The sequence below is a fragment of the Myxococcus virescens genome, assembly GCF_900101905.1.
GTDB lineage: Bacteria > Myxococcota > Myxococcia > Myxococcales > Myxococcaceae > Myxococcus > Myxococcus virescens.
The window spans coordinates 55689-78441 of sequence record NZ_FNAJ01000017.1; the positions used below are offsets into that span (position 1 = coordinate 55689).

The 22753-nt window shown below is 67.6% G+C and carries 15 protein-coding genes; 5 read left to right on the forward strand and 10 right to left on the reverse strand.

Annotated features, from left to right (window positions below; genetic code table 11):
- Position 1: 1 nt before the first annotated feature.
- Both BLU09_RS31750 and BLU09_RS31755 read right to left on the reverse strand, forming a co-directional pair.
- Complete coding sequence (locus BLU09_RS31750; RefSeq protein ID WP_244172200.1) at positions 2–1963, reverse strand: DUF4185 domain-containing protein; 1962 nt, start codon at positions 1961–1963, stop codon at positions 2–4.
- 112 nt (positions 1964–2075) lie between these two features.
- Positions 2076–2525: an SRPBCC family protein gene (locus tag BLU09_RS31755; protein WP_090494213.1), complete on the reverse strand. Its 450-nt coding sequence runs from the start codon at positions 2523–2525 to the stop codon at positions 2076–2078.
- A 138-nt stretch (positions 2526–2663) separates the two neighbouring features.
- Between BLU09_RS31755 and BLU09_RS31760 the strand changes: the two genes are divergently transcribed.
- The gene (locus tag BLU09_RS31760; RefSeq protein WP_090494214.1) at positions 2664–3734 is read left to right on the forward strand and encodes a hypothetical protein; all 1071 of its coding nucleotides are present in this window, start codon (positions 2664–2666) and stop codon (positions 3732–3734) included.
- Between the two features lie 10 nt (positions 3735–3744).
- Here BLU09_RS31760 and BLU09_RS31765 read toward each other — a convergent pair whose 3' ends face one another.
- The 5 genes from BLU09_RS31765 to rfbB form a co-directional block, all read right to left on the reverse strand.
- The gene (locus BLU09_RS31765; RefSeq protein WP_244172201.1) at positions 3745–5100 is read right to left on the reverse strand and encodes an MFS transporter; all 1356 of its coding nucleotides are present in this window, start codon (positions 5098–5100) and stop codon (positions 3745–3747) included.
- 81 nt (positions 5101–5181) lie between these two features.
- On the reverse strand, positions 5182–5733 hold the full coding sequence (gene rfbC, locus BLU09_RS31770) for a dTDP-4-dehydrorhamnose 3,5-epimerase (RefSeq protein WP_090494217.1): 552 nt from the start codon (positions 5731–5733) through the stop codon (positions 5182–5184).
- Positions 5730–6611: a glucose-1-phosphate thymidylyltransferase RfbA gene (rfbA, locus tag BLU09_RS31775; RefSeq protein WP_090494367.1), complete on the reverse strand. Its 882-nt coding sequence runs from the start codon at positions 6609–6611 to the stop codon at positions 5730–5732. Before rfbA ends, rfbC begins: the two co-directional genes overlap by 4 nt.
- Before the next feature lie 15 nt (positions 6612–6626).
- A complete protein-coding gene (locus BLU09_RS31780) occupies positions 6627–7529 on the reverse strand; it encodes an SDR family oxidoreductase (protein ID WP_090494219.1) in 903 nt (300 codons plus the stop codon).
- Positions 7530–7532: 3 nt separating this feature from the next.
- A complete protein-coding gene (rfbB, locus tag BLU09_RS31785) occupies positions 7533–8558 on the reverse strand; it encodes a dTDP-glucose 4,6-dehydratase (protein WP_090494221.1) in 1026 nt (341 codons plus the stop codon).
- A 120-nt stretch (positions 8559–8678) separates the two neighbouring features.
- On the opposite strand from rfbB, the gene BLU09_RS31790 reads away from it, so the two are divergent.
- From BLU09_RS31790 to BLU09_RS31805, 4 genes are all read left to right on the forward strand, one after another.
- A complete protein-coding gene (locus BLU09_RS31790) occupies positions 8679–10316 on the forward strand; it encodes a glycosyltransferase (protein WP_090494223.1) in 1638 nt (545 codons plus the stop codon).
- A complete protein-coding gene (locus BLU09_RS31795) occupies positions 10306–10815 on the forward strand; it encodes a hypothetical protein (RefSeq protein WP_090494224.1) in 510 nt (169 codons plus the stop codon). The genes BLU09_RS31790 and BLU09_RS31795 overlap by 11 nt, the downstream gene beginning before the upstream one ends.
- A gap of 109 nt (positions 10816–10924) precedes the next feature.
- On the forward strand, positions 10925–13120 hold the full coding sequence (locus BLU09_RS31800) for a glycosyltransferase (RefSeq protein WP_090494226.1): 2196 nt from the start codon (positions 10925–10927) through the stop codon (positions 13118–13120).
- Positions 13121–13227: 107 nt separating this feature from the next.
- Positions 13228–14502, forward strand: coding sequence for a hypothetical protein (locus BLU09_RS31805; protein ID WP_244172202.1), 1275 nt, complete (start codon positions 13228–13230; stop codon positions 14500–14502).
- 13 nt (positions 14503–14515) lie between these two features.
- On the opposite strand, the gene BLU09_RS31810 is transcribed toward BLU09_RS31805, so the two are convergent.
- The 3 genes from BLU09_RS31810 to BLU09_RS31820 are packed head-to-tail and all read right to left on the reverse strand — an operon-like array spanning position 14516 to position 22743.
- On the reverse strand, positions 14516–16843 hold the full coding sequence (locus tag BLU09_RS31810; protein WP_090494230.1) for a glycosyltransferase: 2328 nt from the start codon (positions 16841–16843) through the stop codon (positions 14516–14518).
- Positions 16840–18894, reverse strand: a complete 2055-nt coding sequence (locus tag BLU09_RS31815; RefSeq protein WP_090494232.1) for a methyltransferase — start codon at positions 18892–18894, stop codon at positions 16840–16842. The genes BLU09_RS31810 and BLU09_RS31815 overlap by 4 nt, the downstream gene beginning before the upstream one ends.
- 60 nt (positions 18895–18954) lie before the next feature.
- Positions 18955–22743 (reverse strand): rhamnosyltransferase WsaF family glycosyltransferase, encoded by a 3789-nt coding sequence (locus tag BLU09_RS31820; RefSeq protein ID WP_090494234.1) that lies wholly within the window; start codon positions 22741–22743, stop codon positions 18955–18957.
- Positions 22744–22753: the final 10 nt, after the last annotated feature.

Here is a 22753-nt window from a genome sequence, read left to right on the forward strand (position 1 = left end):
CTCAGTTCCGCGTCAGCGTCAGGTCATCCACCTGAATCCAGGTGTCGCCGTTGTTCGCCCACATCCCCGCGAACACCTCCACGCTGTGCTGGGCGCCGGAGTTGAACGACACCGACAACTGCGTGTAGTTGCCCAGCGGCTGAGCGAAGCGCACCTCGTTGAGGATGGGCCCGCCCCGGAGCAGCCGCGCGCCGAAGTAGCCATCCGCGTGGTTCGTGGACGTCTTCACCCAGCCCGTCAGCGTGTACTGGGTGTTCGGCGTCACCGCGACCTCCTGCTTCACGGCATTCCACCCCGTGTCGTTCCGCGCCCAGGCGTTGTTGGTGCCCGTGCGCGCATGGCCGAGTCCCCGGTCAATGCCCGCCTTCCCTTCGGTGTACCAGGGCGACGTGGCGTTGTTCGTGGACTGCTGCTCGAAGCCCGCCTGGTGGATGAGATTGCTCCCGCGCGTCAGGCTGACGTCATCGAGCTGCATCCAGGTAACGCCGTTGTCCGCCCACAGGCCGCCATACACCTCGATGAGCGCGTTCGGCCCGGAGTTGAAGTGGACCACCTGCTCCGTGTACGCCCCCAGCGCGCCGAAGGGCACCTCGCCCAGGATGGGGCCATTGCCCGGCCCGCGAGCCCCGAAGTAGCCCGCGGTGTTGTTGGTGGAGCTGCGGACCCAGCCGCGCAGCGTGTAGTCCGTGTAAGGCTGGACGACGACGCTCTGCTTGAGCGCATTCCAACCGCTGCTCGCGTACACGAAGCCGTTGTCCTGCCCACTGCGCGCGTTGCCGAGCGCCCGGTCCACGCCGCCCGAGCCTTGCAGATACCAGGGCGCCATCACCCGCGTGGCCGCCTGTGTCTCGAAGCCAGGCTCGGAGAGCAGGTTGTCGCTGTGCGCGTCGTGGGCCAGCGTGGCCCGCATGAGGAAGGTGTTGTACGGCGTCCACTGGGACATGACGAAGTACAGCGAGTTTCCGGTGTTGCCCCAGGGGTGGATGAACGCGTTGTAGAGGCCCGGGTACACGGCTCCACTGGCGAGCACCTTCTCTCCGCTCCAGGGCCCCGTGGGCGTGGCGGCGTCACGCATCACCACCGCCTGCCGGTGTTCGTTCAGGTACGTCATCAGGAAGCGCCCGAGCGGCGCGTGGTACGAGACGGACAACTCACCCGCGATGCCAATGGCGACGGGCCGCGCCGCCGCCTGCGACACGCTCCATCCGTTTCCATCCCAGTAGCGGTAGGCGTTGATGTCCAGGAGCGCCGTCTCCGGCACGCGGGCCAGGTGGACGTTGCCGAAGCGGCCGTTCGGCGTCGCGTACATGTAGACGAACCCACCGTTCCTGACGAAGGCCGCCATCTGGAAGTTGTTCGTCCAGGCCGGCGTGTTCTGCCAACGCGCCGTCGGGTGCTTCACCCAGTTCTGCCCCTGGTCATCCGAGTACGCGATGCCCGCATGGTTCGTGAACCACATGCCCGCCTCCCCCCAGTGGTGGATGGACATGTAGTGGATGTAGTGCCGCGAGCCGATGGTGACGCCCGCGGTGGGGATGACGGTGATTTCGTCGAAGTTGACCTTCCGGGACGCGAGGATCTCCTTCGCATGCCGAGGCCCGTCCTGAATCATGGAGGAGAAGGACAAGCCGTCGGCCAGGTTCGTATCGGACGAACGCGCCAGGACGTTGCTGCGCCAGCCGCCCCCACAGCCGCCATTGCCACACCAGCCCGCGCCGAAGGTGTCCCCGAACAGGACGAACACCTCGCCACCGCCCTTGTCCCAGACGATGCCCAGGTCCGTCCCATGGACGTCGTGGTTCGTGTGCGTCTGGTTCGGGTTCGGCAGCAGCTCACCGGCGGGTGTCGCGCCCGTCACCCGGGAGACCTTCGTCACGTTCGACGGCGTCACGGCCGCCGCCGGGGTGCCCCACAGGAGCGCCCACGTGGCGTGCAGCAGGAACGTCCGCTTCCATGTCGTCATGCGCTTCATGGCCACCTCTCTGGTTGTCACGGTGCAACCCGGACGGGAGAGGTGACTCTAGTCGCATAACGAGATTAACCTTTAAATCAAGGCACGACCGGCAACTGGAGTGTCAGCCCTGCGCCAGCACGCGAATGAGCACGTCAATCATGGTGGCCCAGCCCTGCTCCGTGCGGCTCGCGTAGTCGGCCCACTTCGCGTCCATCTCGTGGGTGAGAGTCAGCTCACAGCCGGTGTCGCGAGGGGAGATCTCCACCGTCACCCGGCTGAGCTCGTCCCCCTCCTTGTCGATGTGCCAGGTGAAGACGAGCCGGCGCGGCCGGTCGAGCTCCAGGTACGTGCCCACGTGGTCGATTTCTTCTCCGGCCCGCCGCACGAGGAAGGAGAACTTGCCGCCCACGCGCGGGTCGATGGCGAGCCGCAGCACCTCCTCGTCCCGGACCGTCGGCCCGGTCATCCACTGGCCGACCATCTCCGGCTCGAGCCAGGAATCGAACATCCGCTCAGGCGACGCATTGAAACGCCGTGTGACGCGAACCTGGACGCTCTGTGCTGAGGACATGGCTCTTCCTTTCCATCCGAGGGTTGGCGCCTTTGATAAACCACATGGTTCAACATACTCCCGGCCTTGGCGATGAACAACCACTCGGTTGACCTTCGTCACGGGTGAGCCCGGGGCGTTTCTGGTAGAGCCTGGGGCATGCCTCAGCGCCCCACCGTGGCGGAAGTGGAATCCATTCTCCGCGCGCCAGTCCGCGAGAACTGGGAGCAGTTCACCAAGACGCTCAAGACGCTGCCTGCGGATGTGGACCCCGACCTTGCGTCACACGCCGCGTTGAGTCTCATTCACGGGCAGCCCGCGTCCCTCTGGTCATTCGGGCGTAACTGCCAGCAGCTTCCTGCCCCTGTCATCCGCGCGCTCCTGGGTCGCCTCGAAGCCGACTCCCGGCCCCACGCCTATTTCCTACGCGAAGCGGTCCCCCAAGAAGCCTCAGACGACGAGCTCCGAGCGACCTGGAAGGAGGCACTCCAGGGCCTGCTCGACCTGGAGACGACGTATGCGTGGGGCTCGAAGCAGCGCAAAGCAAAGTTCCAGGCGCTGGCGAACACCCCGTCCTTGCTCCAGGCCATCCAGACCGCTGTCGTGGCCTGTGAGCAGGTGTCGCTGGACATGCTGGCCGTGCTGACGGTGGATGCATCGGACGCCTCGGTCGATGCGCTCATTCCCCATGTGGAGCGGGCCGTGCAGAGCCAGGGCTGGGAGTTGGACCGTCTGGAGGACTTGCGCAAGCACGCGCGCTCCACCCCCGTGATGGACGACCTGTTCGCGCGAATGGAGGCCCTGCTCCAGGGACGTCGCGCGCGCTCGCCCGCGCTCGACCTGGCGCGGCGCCTGGGCTTCGGTGAGCTGGATGCCATCTGGTTCAGGACCTACCTTCTGGCTGGGGACACCCAGGCGACGAACGCCCTCGTCCATCATTGCAACATCAACGTGGATAGCCGCTCCCCTCGCTGGTTCAGTGTCTGGCAGACATCCCGAAAGGATGGCCTCGATAGAAACGCCTGGAGCGACACCCACTTCGACAACGAAAAGCTGCACAAGGACATCCTGGGACTTGGCGCATGCGAGTTGATGCAACTTCCTGATTGGGTTGCGCGCACAGGCAAGCGCCTCGGCGCAGCGTGGAACTTCAACGACAGCGCGTTGATGACGAACCTTCGCGGGAAGAAACGCGCAAGACTCGCGGAGTGGCTTCGCTCGGGCACATGAGCCGCTCGGCTCACCCCACCCTGCGGCCCCCGATGTGCGCCCCGGCATTGGGCGACAACCGGCGATAGAGCGGTCCGGCCAGCGACGACATGATGCCCACCGCGATGAACGGCAGCACGAAGCGGTCCGGCGTCAACGGCGCCTCGCCAGCGCCGCGCGCCAGGTGCAGCATCAACCCGCCGAAGCTGATGCCCAACCCCAGCGCCATCTGCATCGTCACCACGGACAGCGTGGACGCGCCGCTCACCGTGTCCGGAGGGATGTCCGCATACGCCACGGTGTTGATCGCGGTGAACTGCATCGAGCGCATGAATCCGCTGACCATGAGCACGCCAACGATGAGCGGAATCGGCGTGCTGTTCCGGAAGATGGCCGGCAGCGCGGTCAGGACGGCGGACGCCAGGTTGGCGAAGATGAGCGTTTGCCGGAAGCCGAATCGCCGGATGATGTAGGGCGCCACCGACTTGCAGGCGAGCGCGCCCACGCCGCCGCCGATGGTCACCAGCCCTGCCTCGACGGGCGTCCAGCCCAGGCCGACCTGAAACAGCAGCGGCAGGAGGAAGGGCGACGCCCCCAGGCCCATGCGCGTCAGGGTTCCGCCAATCAGGCTGGCCCGGAAGGTGTCGATGCGCAGCAGCCGGAGATTCAACACGGGCCGCTCCACGCGCAGCGCGTGCCACACGTAGGCCCCCAGCGACGAGAACGCGACGGCCGCGAGCCCCAGTTGCAACGGCAGCGGCATCAGCCCGATGCCCACCGTCTCCGCCGCGCCAATCAGCGTGGTGATGGCGACGGCCACGAGCACGAAGCCCCGCGTGTCGAAGGGTCCCGGGTCCGGCTGGTGCAGCGGCGGAACGAAGCGCGCCACCGCGAGCATGCCCAGGATGCCCACGGGCACGTTGATGAAGAAAATCCACGGCCAGTCCGCGACGCCTAAGATGAGGCCCGCCAGCGGAGGCCCCACCAGCGGGCCCACGAGCGCCGGCATGGTGAACCAGCTCAAGGCGGCCACCAGGCGCTCTCGCGGCGCCGAGCTCACCACGATGATGCGCCCCACGGGCGTCATCAACGCACCGCCCAGCCCCTGGAGGGTGCGGAAGATGACCAACTGGGTCAGCGACTGAGAGAAGCCGCAGAGCACCGAGCCCAGCAGGAACACGCTCATCGCGAACATGAAGACGCGACGGGGTCCGAACCGGTCCGCCACCCAGCCGCTCGCGGGCGTGAGCACCGCCAACGCCAGGATGTACGACGTCAGCGCCAGCTTCAGGTGGATGGGGTCGGTGCCGAACGCCAGCGACAACCGGGGCAGCGCGGTCGACAGCGCGGTGGAGTCCACGAACTCCATGAACAGCGCGCTGGCCACCGCAATCGAGGCCAGCCGCGAGCCCCTTGGAGCATCTCCACCTGCCTCAGCGTTGCTGGAAGCCGGATGCCCAGGCACGGTTCAGCCCACGTACTCCGGAAGCAAGGGCGCGTCGCGGAGTCTCGGGGCCTGGGCATCCTTGGGCGACAACCGCGGCTCGCGCACCGGCCAGGGAATCGCGAGGTCCGGGTCATTCCACACGACGCTCCGCTCCGTCTCCGGCGCGTAGAGCGCGGTGCACTTGTAGTGGAAGTCCGCGGAGTCACTCACCACGCAGAAGCCGTGGGCGAAACCCGGCGGAATCCAGAGCTGACGGCGGTTGTCCGAGGACAGCTCCGCCGCCACCCACTGGCCGAAGGTGGGCGAGCCGCGCCGCACGTCCACCGCGACGTCGTACACGGCGCCCGCCAACACCTGCACCAGCTTCCCCTGAGCCTGCGGCTCCTGGAAGTGCAGGCCCCGCAGCGTCCCCTTCGCCGAGCGCGAGTAGTTGTCCTGCACGAAGGGCCCGGGGATGCCCACGGCCGCGTACCGCGCCGCATGGAACATCTCCATGAAGAAGCCGCGGTCATCACCGAAGACCTTGGGCTCCAGCAGCAGCACGTCCGGAATCTCCAGCGGCGTCACCTTCACGAAACAGCCCCTCGGTTCTCCGCGAGCGCTCGCAGGTACTGGCCGTAGTCGTTCTTGAGCATCGGCTCTGCCAGCGTCAGCAGTTGCTGCGCGCCGATGTACCCCATGCGGAACGCAATCTCCTCCGGGCACGCCACCTTGAGGCCCTGGCGGCGCTCGATGATTTCGATGAAGTTCGACGCCTGCATCAGCGACTCGTGCGTGCCGGTGTCCAGCCACGCGTAGCCGCGCCCCATCAGCTCCACGTCGAGCTGGCCGCGTCGCAGGTACTCCGCGTTGACGTCGGTAATCTCCAGCTCGCCCCGCTTGCTCGGCTTGAGGCCCGCGGCGATGTCCAGCACCTGGTTGTCGTAGAAGTACAGCCCGGTGACGGCGTAGTTGGACTTCGGCTTCAGCGGCTTCTCCTCCAGGCTCACCGCGCGGTTCTTCGCGTCCAGCTCCACCACGCCGTAACGCTCCGGGTCCTTCACGTAGTACCCGAACACCGTCGCGCCCGAGATACGCGACGCCGCGCGCTTCACCAGCTCGCTCAGGCCGTGGCCGTAGAAGATGTTGTCGCCCAGCACCAGCGACACGCTGTCAGCGCCCACGAAGTCCCGGCCGATGACGAAGGCCTGGGCCAGTCCCTCCGGCCTGGGCTGCTCCGCATAGCTGAAGCGCATGCCCCACTGGTCGCCGCTGCCCAGCAGCTCTTGGAAGCGCGGCAGGTCCTGCGGCGTGGAGATGACCAGCACGTCCCGCATCCCCGCGAGCATCAGCGTGCTCAGGGGGTAGTAGATCATCGGCTTGTCATGCACGGGCAGCAGCTGCTTGCTGACCACGCGCGTCAGTGGGTACAGCCGCGTCCCCGAGCCACCGGCGAGGATGATGCCTTTCATGTCCACCTCGGCACTTCAGTGTCCCCGAGCCGCGAGCCAGGTCGCATGGAAGCGCGACAAGGACTCCGCGAGCGACAAGGGAGGAACGGAAAGTTCGGCACGAGCCTTGTCGGTGCGCAGGCCACTCTTGAGCGGGCGGGGGCTGGCGAGCTTCAGCTCCGCCATCCGGGTAGGAACGATGAGCCTCGCATCGAATCCGAACACCTCGCACAGTGCGCGGCCAAAGCCCACCCTGTCGATGACCGTTCCGCCGCAAGTGTTCCACACTCCACCCAGCCGCCGCGTCCCCAACTCCACCAGCATGGCGGCCACGTTGTCCGCGAAGCTGGGCGACACGATCTGGTCCTCGAAGAGGCGCACCTGCTGCCCCTTCTCCAGCGCCGTCACCAGCCAGGCACCGAAGTTGAGCCGGCCCTCCACCGGAGGCCAGCCATACACCACGGCGGTGCGAGCAATGGTGCAGCCGGGCGCGAGCACGCGCGCGGCCTGCTCCCCCATGTGCTTCGTCACGGAGTACACGCCGCGAGGATTCGGAATCGCGTCCTCGGAATAGGGCCCGGCCTCGCCGTCGAAGACGTAGTCCGTGGACACGTGCACCAGGTGCGCCCCGGCCTTGCGAGCACTCCGCGCCACGGCGGCGGCCGCGGTGACATTCCCCGCGTACGCGGCCTCCGGGTCCTTCTCGCAGGCATCCACCTCCGTCATGGAGGCGCAGTGGATGACCACCTCGGGCGCGGCGGTCTCCACGGCGGCGGCGACGTCCGCCTCGCGCGTGAGGTCCACGCTCGCGTAGCCATACGCTCCGCCCGTGCGCCGGGCACCTCGGCCCAGGCCCACCACCTGGTGCCCGCCCTGGTGGAGCAAGGAACACACGCGGCTGCCCACCAGCCCGTTGGACCCCGTGACGAGCAAGCGCATGGCTCAGGCCCTCCCCTGCAGGCGCGTGCGGTACTGCGTTTCGAAGTACTGGCGATAGGCGCCACTCGTGACGCGCTCCCACCACGCGGGGTGGTCCACGAACCAGCGCACCGTCTCCGCCAGGCCCTGCTCGAAGGTGTGCGCGGGCGTCCAGCCCAGCTCCGCACGAATCTTCGACGGGTCGATGGCGTAGCGCCGGTCATGTCCCGGCCGGTCCTTCACATACTGGATGAGCGACTCCGGCTTGCCCACGAGGCCCAGAATCGCCTTCACGATGTCGATGTTCCGCCGCTCCGCCCCGCCGCCGATGTTGTAGACCTCGCCGGCCCGACCCTTCTCCAGCGCCAACAGCAGCGCATGGCAGTGGTCCTCCACGTGGAGCCAGTCGCGCACGTTGCCGCCGTCGCCGTACACCGGCAGCGGCTTGTCGTGCAGCGCGTTCACCACCATCAACGGAATCAACTTCTCCGGGAACTGGTAGCGGCCGTAGTTGTTCGAGCAGCGCGTGACGACGACATCCAGGTTGAACGTGTGGTGATACGCGAGCGCCACCAGGTCGGAGCTCGTCTTGCTGGCCGAGTACGGGCTGGAGGGCTGCAACGGCGAGGACTCGGTGAAGGCGCCCGTGGGCCCCAGCGAGCCGTAGACCTCGTCGGTGGACACCATGAGGAAGCGCTTCACGCCGCGGGCGCGGCTGGCCTCCAGGAGCTGCTGGGTGCCCAGCACGTTGGTGGTGACGAACACCTCCGGCCCGAGGATGGAGCGGTCGACGTGGCTCTCCGCCGCCAGGTGCATCACCGCGTCGATGGCGTGCACGGACATCAGGTGCTCCACCAGCTCGCGATTGCCGATGTCGCCCCGGATGAAGACGTGCTGGGGGTCGCCCTCCAGCTCGGACAGGCTCTCCAGGTTGCCGGCGTACGTGAGCTTGTCGAGGTTGACCACCGTCCAGGCAGGCCGCTCACGGCGCAAATACTTCACGAGGTTGGACCCGATGAAGCCACAGCCACCTGTCACCAGTACGTTCATTGTCCCGTGGACCTCGTGCGCTCGGAGCGAGCGCCTGCGTATCGAAGGGGTCCACGACCGTCAAGGCGCGAGGGAAGCCACGCTTGTGGGCGGCCCTTCACGGGGGTAAGGGAGCCGGTCGTGAGCATACCGCGCCCCCCTCCCCGCCGGACCGGGCTTCCCGCCATCCATCAGGTGCTCCCTCGGCTCGCCTGGGGCGACGCCGTGGGCAATCAGGTGCGCTATCTCCAGGGCCTGCTGCGACGCTGGGGCCACGCCTCCGAAATCTACGCCGACGCCTGGGACGACGCCTGCAAGGACCAGGTCCGCCCGATGCGCGACTACGCGCGGGAAGCGGACCGCGACGCCGTCCTGCTGGTGCATCACAGCTTCGAGTCGCGGCTGGTGCCACGCATCGCGAAGAGCCCAGGCCGCAAGGTGCTCGTCTACCACAACGTGACGCCCGCGAGGCTGTTCGAGGGCTTCGAGCGAAAAGTGGCCGCCGCGTGTGACGCCGCCCGGGATGAACTGCTGGCGCTGCGTCCCCACGTCGAAGCGGCCTTCGCCTACTCGCGCTTCAGCGCCGAGGAGCTGGTGGCCGCGGGCTACCCGAACGTCGCGGTGCTGCCCTTCGCCATCGACTGGGTGACGTTCGACACGGCGCCGGACCCGGCGCTCCAGGCCGAGCTGGACGACGGCATGTCCAACATCCTCTTCGTGGGCCGCGCGGTGCCCAGCAAGAAGGTGGATGACGTGCTGCGCGTCTTCACCGCGTACCAGCGACTCTACCAGCCCCGCAGCCGGCTCGTCGTCGCGGGCTACCTGCACCGGGATGGGGCCTACGGCGCCTATCTGCATGGGTTGAAGGACGTGCTGGGCGCCGAGCAGGTCCGCTTCCTGGGACGCGTCAGCGCCGCGCAGCTCTCCGCCTGCTTCGCCACGGCGTCCGCATACCTCTCCATGAGCCGCCACGAGGGCTTCGGCGTGCCGCTGCTGGAAGCCATGTACCGGGGCGTTCCCGTGGTGGCCTACGGTGCCGCCGCCGTGCCGGAGACGATGGGCGGCGCGGGGCTCGCCACGCGTTCGGACGAGCCTCGCGAGGTCGCGAAGCTGCTCGCCGTGCTGGACCGCAACGCCGGGCTGCGCGCGCAGGTCATCAACGCGCAACGTGAACGCATCGCCGAGCTGTCGCAGGAGGCAGTAGCCGAACAGGTCCGCGTGGCCTTTGAAGGCATCTGCTCCGGCACGGCGCCGCGGCGCCCGGTGGCCACGACGGCGGCCACCGTGGAACTCGTCTGCCCGGGCTTCACCGTGCGGTCCGAGGAGCCAGCTTCGCGTCTGGCCCGCCGGTTGGCGGAGCGCCTGCCGGGTGCCCGGGTGCTTGCCCTGCGCCCGTGGGGAGAGGACGCGTCCCTGACGCCGGAGCCCCTCAGCGACGACGGTGTCGCGGTGACGCACTTCACGCCCGACCAACCGGTGGACTCAAATCCTGGGACGGCCCTACCAGGGTCCTCCGCGCTGGAGACGGCGGTGCGGGCTTCGAGCGCGCCCGTGGTGCTGCTGAGCGCGGACACGGTGTCTGCGCAGACACTGCTGCCCCATGTCTCCGCGCGAGCCTGGGGCGTCTGTGCACCTGCCAGCCAGCCGGCCCTGCTCGCATCCGTTCGGGAGCACCTGGGTGGCAGGTTGGTGGTGGAGGAGCCGGCTCACGTCGAGACGGCATTGCAGGCACTGCTCACGACGCTGGCTTCAACGGGAGTCCTCCCACGTGCGACATGAAGACCTCATCACACGCAGCCCCACGGCCGAAGCCGTGGCACGCGAAACACAGCAACTGCCCACGCCCTCCGATGAAGCCCAGGAGGCGCTTCGCCAGACGCTGGATGCGGCGGCCCGCCCACCCACGCCCGCGCCCTGGCCCGCGCTGCTCCAGGAGGCGCGTGGGAAGATGGACAGCCGCTACGCGGAACCGGCGACCTCCCACCGGGGAGGCTTCACAGGCACGGCGCTCGTCCTGGCCAAGCGCGCCTTCCGGCTCACCTTCCAGCCCTTCATCAACGAAGTGCTGCGCAAGCAGGTGGAGTTCAACGAGTCCATCCTCGACGCGCTGGCCACCCTGCACGACGTGCAGCGCGAACAGGCGCGTGCCCAGGCCGCATGGCGCAAGGAGTTGGAGCGCAGGCTGGCGAAGCTCGAAGCCACGGGCCATGTCACTGCCGAGCGCCACGAACCCGCTCCAGCGGGGACACCGAGGCGGCCTCCGAAACGAAAGCGCTGACAACGAAGGGCGAGCGTTGCACCGTTGAGGCCGAGGCACCGTTGAGGCGGGCCGCCGTTCGGGTGTATGCCCTGTCCATTCGGCGCTGTCCCTGCCCAAGGTCAGGTCCTTGCGAATCTGTCTCGTCTACAAAGAACTCACCCCCTTCGCTGGAAATGGATTCGGGACCTACGTCACCCAGATGAGCCGGGCCCTCGTCTCCGAGGGCCACGAGGTGCACGTCCTCACGAAGGCCCACGCGGCCGAGCAGCAGGCCAAGGCACTCCTCTCCAATGTCCGCGTCCACGCCGTCGATGAGCGCGAGACGGACCTCCGAGGCGCGTTCCCACACGAAGCCCTTCGCCACGCGTGGTCGGCGTACCGGAGCGTCCTGGAGCTCCACACGCGCCATCCCTTCGACGTCATCGAATTTCCTGACACCGAAGGTGAGGGCTACTTCGCGATGCGCGCCCGGCGGACGCTGGGACACTTCCGCACCGCGGTCCTCGCGGTGCGTTTGCACGACTCCAGCCACGACCGGCTGTGGCTCAACCGAATTGCCGCGCTGGACATGGACGCCGCACAGCGGGAGCACATGGAGGACAGCGCCATCCGTGAAGCAGACCTCGTGCTCGCTCCCTCCGCGGCCGCCCTGGAACGTGCACGGATTCGGCTGGGCATGAAGGACACCGGTCTCGTGCTTCCGCCTCCCTTCCAGCCCCCCCCGCGCTCCGCCACCGCGCCGACTGCAGGAGACAGCCCACCTCGAGTGCTGTACTTCGGAAGCCTGGAGTACCGGAAGGGCGTCCACCTGCTCGTCGAGGCCATGCAGTCCCTCTTCGACCGAGGTCTCTCCGCGGAGGTCCACCTCGTGGGCGAAGACACCCGCACCGGCCCTTGCGGACGATCCATGCGGGACTGGCTGGAACAGCGCATCGCGCCCGCTTGGAGGAGCAGATTCCATTTTGGCCCCGGGCGTGCTGACTCCGAACTGGGCCCGACCCTCACTGGCGCGACGGTGTGCTGTATCCCTTCCCGGTGGGAGGGCTTTTCCAACGTGTGCCTGGAGGCCATGGCGGCCGGAGCACTCGTGGTTGGCAGCGATGCCGGAGGCATTGCTGAACTCATCGAGCACGGCCACAGCGGTCTGCTCTTCCGGGCTGATGACTCCGCGCATCTGGCAGCCATGCTCGGCCAGGCCCTTTCCTCGTCCACGCTCCGCGCAACTGCTCGTCAGGCAGCTCCTTCTCGCATCGCTTCGCATTGCGCGCCGTCGAGCTTCGTCCGCCGGTTCGAGGCCACAGTGGCGGATGCCATGCCGAGTCGCCACCCTGGCCCCATTGGCGCCGCGCCCCGCGCTACACCCGGCACCTCGCGCCATGTGTCCATTCTGGTGCCCTACTACAACATGGGGAGCTACCTGCCGGAGACGCTGCGCTCCATCCGTGCACAGACATTCACCGACTACGAAATCATCATCGTGGATGATGGCTCCACCGATCCGGATAGCATTGCCGTACTGGACGCGCTCGATGCAGCGGACGTCCGCATCCTTCGTAAGCCGAACGGAGGGCTCAGCTCGGCGAGGAATGTCGGGCTGCGCGCCGCACGAGGCCGGTACATCCTTCCGCTGGATCCAGATGATCTCATCCATCCCACATTCCTGGAGAAGGCCGTTGCGGTGATGGAGAGCACGCCAGGGTTGGCATACGTCTCCTCCCTCGTCTCCTACTTCGTCGACAGCCCGGACGCGCCGGTGGGTGGCTGGATTCCCTGGGGCACCGAGCGCGACGCCCTGCTTGCGGAGAACGTAGCCTCCACCTGCACCGCGCTGATGGAACGGCGGCGCGTGGAAGAGGTTGGTGGCTACGACGAATGGCTCACGGCCTACGAGGACTGGGACGTCTTCTGTTCCCTGGCGGAGCGAGGCCTCACGGGCTCCATCATCCCGGAGCCGCTCTTCCACTACCGGCTGCGTCCGGACTCGATGACTCGCAGCATGCGCGTCAACGACCGTTATGCGCTGATGGCCTACCTGTGCCAGAAGCACCCCACGCTGCCGATCCACCCGGAGCGCGCACTCCGCATGCATCTAGGACGCGCCCACCGACAAGAAGCCAGCATCCGCATGGCCAACGCCGCCCCCGCTCCACTCCTGACGCAGGTCGCCGACAGGGTCAACAGCACACTCAAGCGATTCGAATCTGTTCATACCTTGGTTCGTCGCACCGCCCAACGACTACTCAACGACCCGGATGATTCCCGGCCGCTCCGTCACCAACTCCTCTCCAGACTTCGAGTCCGGCGCCCTCCCAGGGCCTCATGAGGCATCCACTCAAAGCAATGCACACTCAAGCCACCCTCAAGTCCATCTACAGGAAGTGGTCCGCCACGCTCCTCGTGGATGAGCCCTCACGGAATCGAGCCCTTCGGATGGGCGTCCTGCTCTGGGCCGCGGCGCTCTTTGCCGCGTTCCAGCCAGGGCTGATGTCTTCCGACTCCATCGACCAGTACACGCAGGGCCTCAATGGACACTACAACGATGTCCATCCACCTCTGGGCTCATGGATTCTAGGCATCAGCGGAAAGCTGGTCGGCTCCCCCTGGCTCGTGCTCGCCATGCAGCTCCTCGCGATGGGGGCGTGCATGGCGGCACTCGTCAAGTCGTCGGATGCCACAAAGGGGCGTTGGGGGCTTCTCATCATGGGAGCATTCCTGCTCACTCCGACGGTATGGGCACTCGCTGTCGTCTTGTGGAAGGACGTGATGATGGCCGCAGCGCTGCTCGGAGCAGTCGCCGCGCTCAAGGTTCACCGTCCCGTTCTTGCACTGCTACTCCTTCTTGCGAGCGTGGCATTTCGTCACAACGCAATCGTCGCAGCCATTCCATTGGCAATCCCCACCATGGCCCAACTCGCGCCACATGGTTGGCGCTGGCCCCTGAAAATACCGGCTCTGGTCGTGATGATTGGGGGCCTCGCCCTTGTGCCTGCCCTGCCCAAACATGTGCTCAATGCCAACCGGGGATGGGCGGCGGGACAGCTATTCCTGTTCGATCTCGCAGGCATCTATACTGTCCACCCGGAGCTGTTACCGAGCTCATTGCTGGCAGAGAAGACCTCCGCGAAAGAACTGGCAATCAGCTACACGCCGACCCATGTGTGGCCGCTTTTCGGAGGAAGTGAAGGGGCACGCCCCATTCCGTTCGACGCACTGGCCTTCCGGCGCCAGGAGTTCGTGGACGAATGGTTTCGGGTCCTCCGCACCCACCCTGCAACCTGGATGAAGCATCGGATTGCCTCGTTCCGGCACCTCACGGGTGCATTCGCGGGTCCCATGCCATTTCCCATCCTCCAGGACATCGATGCGAATCCATTCCACCTTCGAACACCCAGAGAAGGACTGGTGAACCAGTGGGCGCGCGCCATTGAAAACTGGGCTGGCAAGTCGATCTTCTTCCGCGGTTGGGCGTGGCTCCTCGTGTTGGGCGCGTTGACGGTCGTGGCGCTGAGGCGCGTCCGGAGGACGCCGATAGCCTGCTGCACAGCCCTGTCCGGGCTGGGCTATGCGCTCAGTTATCTCGTCATCGGCATCGGCAACGACTTTCGCTTCATCTACTGGTCGGTCATCGCCACCTTCGCCACGCTGGCGCTACTCACAACCGAAGAGGCGCCCCCAGGAACCGAAGCGCAGCCTCGGCCTGGGTAGCGCCCCGTGCGCATCAGGAGACCTTGGAAATTGTCCAGCGCAACGCACTGTGAACCAAGGGCGCTCGCTTGAACAAGCCGTTGACGCGGTCCACCAGTGCATAGCGCAGCGGCGAGCCCCCCCCACCTTCCGCGCTGTCACCCGGGCCGCTCCCGACGGCAGTAGCCCCCGCCACCTGCTTGAGGAGCGGATGCACGCCAGGCAAACGCTTCACTGCGGCGTTCATCCAGTCCACCACGTCATAGCGCAGCGGACGCATCGCGGCCGACATCGCCTGGGCCACCTCAACAGGTGCGACTGCATTCAAGGCGGGCGCGGGTGCGTGGAGGGTGCTGAACAGGTCCACCATCGCATCGCGCGAGTGCGCCAGCAGGCTGAACACGCGCACCGAGGGATGCAGTGGCCCCTGCATCCCATCGAAGATGCCCACGAGCCGCTGGAAGAAGCGACGCCGCTCCGCGTCCGTCAGGGGCGGGCGCTCGCTCCGCCGGGTGAAGACCTGGGCCTGGTTCGTCACCAGGAAACGGTGCCCCCCTTGGACCCACCGGACGAAGAGCCCCCAGTCCTCATGGCTCAACAAGGCCTCGTCGTAGCCGTGCTTCTCGAAGAGAGACTTGCGAAGCAGCGCGGCGTGCGAGGACACGCGGTCCGCCACCAATGACAGGGACGGACAGTCGCCCAGGTACACGTCGAAATCCGCGAACCTGCGCTCCGCCAGGTCCTCGGCCCCATGGAAACGTCCGGAGGTTGGCGCCACCCCCGAAAACGCGGGCTGCGCCTCCAGCGCCGCCACCGCGTACTGGATGAACCCCGGAGCAAGGCAGCCATCCGAATCCAGCGACAGGACGTACTCGCCACGCGCGGCACGGAGGCCCAGGTTGCGAGCCCCCGACAGGCCGCGGCGCACCGGAGAGCGAATGACCCGGAGGTCCTGGGTGGTCGCCGCGGACTGCTCCAGTCGCGTCAGCACCTGAAGGTCGAAGCCCCCGGTCGACGCATCATCCACGACGATGACCTCCACCTCCAGGTACGTGCTGGCAGCGACGCTGCGCAGCGCCTCCGGCAGGGAGCGCCCACGGTCTTGGTTGAGGATGATGACGCTGACCAGCGGCGTCCTGGTGGACGCAGCGTGCGCCGCGACGGGGGCCTGTGTCTCCCAGTAGGGCGTGCTCACGGTCCACTTCACCGGCTCGAGCCCGGGCGCCTCCAAGGCCTTGCGCAGGGTGGCCGCCAGGCCATCCACCGTGCCGTCGTATTTGTGGCAGTTGACGCCATCCACGAAGGGGCTGTCGTCGCCAAAGGCCGCGCACTCCGCGTTGAGGACCAGCCGCCCGCCCGCGACCGAGCTCTCGTAAGCCGTGAGGTTGAGCGACTCGAAGCGGGAGGTGATGGCCACCACCCCCGAACGCATCAGCACGTCCCGGTCCGGCCCCGGCTTCATGAACACGAAGCGGTCCATCAGGTCCGTGGGGACCAGCCCCTTGATTTCCGCCAAGTAGCTCGAATCAAAGGAATGGCACGCCAACACGGCCTTACCCGCGTACTCCGGCCACCCGCGCATCAGGAGGACGGCGGCGCGAACAAAGACATCGGGATGCTTGAGCGGCTGAATCTTCGTGATGAACACGAGGTTGCGCTGAGTCGCGGGTATCGGCGGCGCGGGCACGGGTGCCGCATCCACGACCACGGGCGGAAACTCCACCCGGACCTTGCGCAGCCACTGTTCGTCGAACCCGTAGAACCGCTGGTTGATGCTGGCGATGCAGGGCAGGTGCGCCACCACCACATCCGCATCGAACAGCGCCTTCCGCTCGATCTCATACCGGCCGAGGTTCTCCACCTCGAGGGTGTTGGGCTCCAGCGGCATGAGGATGCCGCTGGTGGAGTGCAGCCGCACCGAAAGGGTCGTCTGGGCAAAGGCGAGCCCCAGGCGTTTCTCCTGGAGGCTGCAGAAGGCCCAACCGTGGAAGTCGATGAACTCGACGACGTCGAAGCGCAGCCCTTCCTGCTCACGCGCCTTGAGGTAGCGCATGAACTCCAGCGACTCCCCATGCCAGCGCGTGTCGCGGAAGGCCGACAGCGGCGGGTAGATGCCATGCGCGTCCGCGGCGCCCTGCTGGGGCTCTCGGTAGCGACAGACGTGCAGCTTCACCCGGTTGCCGAAGTACACCTCGACCTGCGCCGGCTGGAGCGGCACCGTCGCGGGGACCAGCACGTGGAACTCCACGTCCTCGGTCCGTCGCAGCGAATCCACGATGAGATTGTGCGTGAGGCGGCCAATGCCCCCTGCCGTGAAGGGGTAGAGCTCGTCAGTGACGAGACAGACGCGGGTAGGACTCATGGCTGGGCGAACTCGAGGTAACGGTTGACGGCGTCGGCGCAGAGGATGCGGGTGTAGTCCTCCAGCATCTGCGCGTACTCGTCGGGAGCGCGGTCGCGAAGTTCGAGGACGCGGGACACCGCCGAGCGGATGTCACCGAGCGCCCCGGTCCCCGCGATCTGGACCATCTTCTGGAACGGGTGTTCATCCAGCCTGCCAAGCGAGATTGGCCCGGTGAGACACGCCACGCCGTGCGCCATGCCTTCCAGCGCCGTCATCGGCTGGCATTCAGAGAGCGAGACGTTGAGCAGCACGTCCGACTCGCGGATGAGGTGGAAGAGTTCGGCGCGTCCCAAGGGGCCCACGTTGACGATGGACGCGCGCAGCGGAATCTCAGGTGAGGACGCGAAGGCGCTGGTGACGAAGACGCGGTCGATCCGAGGCAGCGAGGCGGCCACGGAGACATTGGAGTAGAAGTTCTTCCACCAGTTGTTCGGCGTGGGCACCAGGGCCGCGCGTGTCGCGGGGGCCCGGTGGCGGCAGTCCTCGGGAGCGACGCGCGGCGGGAAGTTCAGCAGCACGTCCGGGTAGATGTGCGGCGACAGCTGGTGCATCTGCGGTTTGACGCAGGCCACCCCGTCCAGCACCCCCTCCGCCTTCAGCGCCAGCAGCCGGCTGAAGCTGTTCAGCTCGATGTCGAAGTGGAACTGGGACGTGGAGCCATGCCACACACAGCTCAGCTTCAACGCACCGCCAAACACGCGGCGCAGCATGTGCACAACTTCAAGCGCATTCGGGGAGAAGCCCTGGAAGACGACAGCGCGTGCCCCCAGCGCCTCGCACGTCTCCACGATGCGCCGGTGGTCCGCCGCGGTCAGCGGGCGGCTGGCGGTGATACCAATCTTGTGTCCAGGCGCGTAGCCCGAGGCGGCGCGGATGCCGTACCACTCCTGGTGGAAGATGTGGACCAGCCGGGCCAGCCGGGGCTCCGGGTGTGCCCAGCGCGTGTCCAGGGGCGCGTCGACCACCACGCCCTCGGTGACGACGACGTGCCCAGGCGACGTCGGCGCGGACGAAGCCGCGGGCCGAGGCGCCTCCAGCGACTCGCTTCGCAGCTGCGCCAGTTCGTCGGAAAGTGCCAGCAGGCGCTGCCTCCGGGCCGACCGCTGGAGTTCGACGTCCAACCGCTCCTTCAGCTCCGAGACGCGCATGTCTCCCGTGCGCCCCGCGCCCCGCAGCGCCTCGCCCGCCTGGAGCGTCCACTCGCGCAACCGGGGCAGCGACTGGACCTGGAGCGACTCCAGCGTCACTTCACGCGTCTCCTCGCGGGCGCGCTCCGCCGCCGAGAGGAGGAAGTAGCGACGCCGCTGGCCCTCATGGCGCTTGAAGACGTAGAGGTCGTGCGTCTCCATCAACCCGGAGCCGTAGTGCAGGTCCCACCCCGTGGGTACCAGCTCCGCATAGGGATGCAGCCAGCAGCCGTCATGCCAGCCGTTGTCCCAGACGCCCACCGGGACGAGCTTGTTCTCCACCAGACACAGCAGCCCTCCGGGCCGCACGAGCTTCCCCAGCGTGTCCAGCAACCCCGGAAGCAGCTCCGGAGGGTTGTGGATGAGCACGGAGACGGTGAACACGATGTCGAACTGGCGGCTCCCCACCGCCGTGAGCGCGTCCGGGCCGCTCCAGAGCCGCTCCTCGACGGGCTGGAGCCCCACGGGCGGCGCGCTGCGCAGCGGCTCCATCATGGCCTCGGAGAAGTCGTAGCCGTGGTAGCGAACGCCCTCCAGCGACGACAGATAAGCCGCGTGCCGGCCGAAGCCGCAGCCAAACTCGAGCACGTCCAGTGGCCGTGACAGCGCGCGCTGTTCGGTCAACATGAGCGTGGTGAGCAGTTGCTCCTGTTGCGCATAGCCGCGGCTGCCGTGCTCCTGCCGGTTGCGGATCATCTCCCGGTACGTGTAGCCGCTGGTGGACTTCCAATACTGGCTGCTTTCCGGCTCGTCCGAACGCGGCCCGTGGGAAGGGTCCGGCTCAAGCTCCGGAGCGATTCGGTGCTGGGTGCTGTCCCGCATGAAATATCCCTTCTGGCGCGGCCCCCCAGGGTCCGCGCGATTCCGCCGAAGCGACTGGCTTCACCCCACCTGCCTGGCAGGGCGCAGCTCGCTCTCCCCCGTCAGCAGGCCTGTCATGACTCGGTCAACCTCGGCCTCCCATGTCGTTCGACGGACCCGCTCCGCGGCATTCGCGCCGAGCCGCTGCCGGAGGGCGCCATCCGAAACGGCTTCTCGAAGCCGGGCCAGTACGCCACTCGGGGTCGGCTCGGCAAGCAGGCAGTTGTCGCCATGCGTCAGCAGCCATCGATTGGTGGGATTATCGTTCGTCACGACAGTGACACCGCAACCCATCATCTCCAGCGGCAAATAGGACGGGTGTCGGGTGAACATGAAACACAACCCGACATCACACTCGCGGTACAGCGCGGCCGTCCGTTCCGCGGGCAACATCCCCAGATTGGTGACAAGCCCCCGGACCCCATAGGCCTCCGGGTCCCACTCCGCTCCCGCGGCGAGCACCTCGACCGCCGGCCCCAGCTCCCGCTTGAGGCGGGCCAGGGCCGCAAGCCCCAGTTCGAAGCCGTTGCGCTCGTTGCCAGGCCGTCCATAGAAGAACACACGTACAGGCCCCTGGCGTGGTGGACGGCGGGCGTGAAACAGCGTTCCATCCACCGCCGGCTCGAACCAGACACCGTCCATTCCATGCAGGTCCACGACGTGCTGGTAGAGGCCCGGCGTGTTGAAGATGCCGTAGAAGCCCAGGCCATACGTCTGCTCGGCCAGCGCGGAAGGTGTTCCCGCCGCGTGGAACAGCGGCTCGTAATCCTGAACGAAGTACCCGCGGACACCGGCACGAGGGTGATGCAGCACGCGGTATGCGGAGGTCCACGCCGTGGCCAGTGCCAGGTCACAAGCGGGCAACTCCGCCACGTCCTCCGGACGGCGCAGCACCCGCACCGCGCCCACCGCGCCTGGGCAGATGCTCGCCACGCGCGCTTCGATGTCCCCGGGCCGGACATTCGGCTGGTCGTAGATGACGAAGTCGCTGCGCACACCATGGCGGCGTTGCATCAGGTCCGCGAAGCGAAAGATGGTGTGGATGCCCGCATAGACGTGGCCGAACGCGGGCACGAACCACGTGGCGGTCTCCACCCTGCCCTTCGCGCGGAGCGCCACCAGGGCCCCCGGCGCCGACTCGCGCGCGGACCGTGCCTGCTCCGGCGTGAAGTCCCAGGCGTCCAGGTGCTCCACCAGATGACGCTGAGCCCGGGCGCGCTGCTCACCTCTCACGTCCTTCGCACTGGGCACATCCCGCCCCAGGGTGCGCACCGCGAGCGAGTCCCCGTCCTCCAGGTGGCGGCGAAGGCCGCAGTCCGTGGCGGTCAGCGTGAGGTGCGGATTGTAGAAGGGGTCGCCTTTGGGTCCCAGCCAGGGCCGGTAGGCCGCATACGACAACCAATAGTCCGCCTCCGGAATGGCGTCCGCGCGCCGGCTGGCGGACTCGTGATGGATGAGCCGGGTCTGCGCCGTGCAAACGACGCGCAGCCCCTTCGCGTTCAGCCGCAGGCCCAACTCCACGTCACTGCCACACACCTGGAAGCGCTCATCGAAGCCCCCCAGCGACTCGAAGACCTCGCGGCGGAGGATGACGCACGCACTGGTGACGGACAGCCAGTTCCGGGTCCACTCCGTATGTCCAAAGGGTGTGGAGATGGGGCCATCTGGCAGCCGCCAGAAGGGGTGCCCCGCGAAGCCCGTCATCCCCACCACGACGCCCGCGTGCTGCACGGTGCCTTCGGGGAAGAGCAGCTTGCACCCCACCGCGCCCACCTCGGGCCGCTGAGCTTGCGACACGAGCTCGTCCAACCAGGCAGGGTCCACCACCTCCATGTCGTTGTTGAGGAAGAGCAGCAGCTCCCCGGTGGCCTGCTTCGCGGCCCAGTTGTTGATGGCGGGATAGTTGAAGGGGTGGTCCCACGTCAGCTTCACCAGCCGCGAGTCCACCCACTGCTCCAGCAGCGCGAACGTCTCCGGACGCGTGCTGTTGTTGGAGACGAGCAGCACCTCGAAGTGAGGATACCGGGTGTGAGCCAGCAGGCTGTCCACCAGGGTTCGCAGCAGGTCCGGACGGTCCTTGAAGGGAACGATGATGGAGACCTTCGGCGTGCCCCGCACCGGATAGCGGACCCGGTACTGCATGGGCGCCGGGCTCGTCACCTCGGCGACCTCGCCCTTGCGCTCCAGGTGCGCCATCAACGCCCGCACACCCGCCTTCGTGGCCTCGGCGTTCCCTGGGGACGGCGTCAACGCCGCACGCCCGTGGTACAGCGGCTCCGGGAGATGGCCGATGCGCGCGGAGGCATCACTCAGCCGCAGCACCAGGTCATGGCCCTGGGCGCCGTCGAATCCCTCGCGCAGGCCCCCCACCCGCTCGAGCGTTCCGCGACGGACCACGAGGAAGTGGCCCACATAGTTCACGGAGCGCAGCAGGTCGGGAGACCAGTCCGGCTTGAAGAAGGGCGCCGCCCGGCGGCCGTCCGCATCCCGTTGGTCCTCGTCCGTGTAGAGGACGTCCAGTTCGGGCTGCGCCGCGAATGCCAGCGCGACCTCGGCCAGCGCGTGCGGCGCCAGCGTTGCATCCGGCTCCAGGAAGCCCACCAGGTCGCCACGCACCACCGCGAGCCCTGCATTGGTGGCCCGGGCGATTCCACCAGAGGCCGAGGCGACAACGCGAATGCGCGGCTCCCGCGCCGCTGCCTCCCGAAGGAGGGGCGCGACATGAGGCGCCGTGCTGGCGTCATCCACCAGCACCCACTCCCAGTCGGCATACACCTGGGACTCCACTGAGCCCAGGCACTCGCGCAGGAAGGACTCAGGTGTGTCCTGGACACGGGTAACGAGCGACAGCCGGGGCCGCTCCACCAGCCGCGCCACAGCCTCACGCGCCGCAGCGATGCGCGCCGGTTCGCGCGACTCACACCAGGCGGGATAGTCCGTCAGCGCCGGAGGCTGCGGAGGCGCCGTCCGCGTGCCCAACAGGTTGGCGAGCGCGAGTACGGACTCGGAGTTGAAACGGGCCTGGCGCCGCAGCACCTCGCCCCACAGCACGTGAGTCGCCTTCAGTGCCCCGGGCAGTGCGCGGCCGGCCTGCGGCTCCCGCAGCGCCTCGACCTCTGCCACCACGCGCCGCGCTTCGGCCTCCGCCGGCGCGTTCGGCCCCGCCGCCACACGGATGGCGTCCACCATGGCCAGGTTCCACCGGGCCTGCCCTTCCAGTACGGCTTCCAACACCGGGCCCAGCGTGAGGAGATAGCCCCGCTTGGCGAAGCCCACCAGCGCGCCCGCCACGCGCCCGCGGTGCGAGCCAACTCCCCACCGGGTGGGCACCGCCAGCGGCTCCAATTGCGCCACGGCCCAGGACGTCACGTCATCACGTAGGCCCAGGGCCCGGTGCACCGTCAGGTACTCCAGCACCCGCACCAGCGCGCGGTTGAAGCGCCCCTGCGGGCGCAGCATTTCAATGTGGAAGGGCGCGAGCCCGTTGACGAAGGCACGTTTGGCGGTCGTCACCAACTTGCCGCCACGCGCCCGGTGCGAGGCGGGAACGGAGAACGCACCCGGGTCCGCCAGCCGCGCGGCCTCCTGGAGCGAGGACAAGCCCTGCCCCCCTTCGGGGAGCGCGCGGTGGAGATGTTCCGTTGCCAGCCGCAAGGCGCCTTCCAGCGCGCTGCGCTCATCACACTGCTCGGGGAGGCACGGCTGGCGCTCCTCCAAGACCTTCCGGAGGGCAGCCACCATCTGCGCGAACTCCCCCGGACCAGGCGCCTCCGCGGGCCCCTGTGTCACTTCAGCCCACTTCTGCCACATGGATCACCTT

Excerpts from the sequence above, each read along its gene's own strand:
- rfbB (WP_090494221.1), bottom strand. The coding sequence starts at position 8,558 with ATGAACGTACTGGTGACAGGTGGCTGTGGCTTCATCGGGTCCAACCTC.
- BLU09_RS31755 (WP_090494213.1), bottom strand. The coding sequence starts at position 2,525 with ATGTCCTCAGCACAGAGCGTCCAGGTTCGCGTCACACGGCGTTTCAAT.
- BLU09_RS31820 (WP_090494234.1), bottom strand. The coding sequence starts at position 22,743 with ATGTGGCAGAAGTGGGCTGAAGTGACACAGGGGCCCGCGGAGGCGCCT.
- BLU09_RS31780 (WP_090494219.1), bottom strand. The coding sequence starts at position 7,529 with ATGCGCTTGCTCGTCACGGGGTCCAACGGGCTGGTGGGCAGCCGCGTG.
- BLU09_RS31760 (WP_090494214.1), top strand. The coding sequence starts at position 2,664 with ATGCCTCAGCGCCCCACCGTGGCGGAAGTGGAATCCATTCTCCGCGCG.
- BLU09_RS31805 (WP_244172202.1), top strand. The coding sequence starts at position 13,228 with ATGGGCGTCCTGCTCTGGGCCGCGGCGCTCTTTGCCGCGTTCCAGCCA.
- BLU09_RS31815 (WP_090494232.1), bottom strand. The coding sequence starts at position 18,894 with ATGCGGGACAGCACCCAGCACCGAATCGCTCCGGAGCTTGAGCCGGAC.
- BLU09_RS31810 (WP_090494230.1), bottom strand. The coding sequence starts at position 16,843 with ATGAGTCCTACCCGCGTCTGTCTCGTCACTGACGAGCTCTACCCCTTC.
- BLU09_RS31750 (WP_244172200.1), bottom strand. The coding sequence starts at position 1,963 with ATGACGACATGGAAGCGGACGTTCCTGCTGCACGCCACGTGGGCGCTC.
- rfbA (WP_090494367.1), bottom strand. The coding sequence starts at position 6,611 with ATGAAAGGCATCATCCTCGCCGGTGGCTCGGGGACGCGGCTGTACCCA.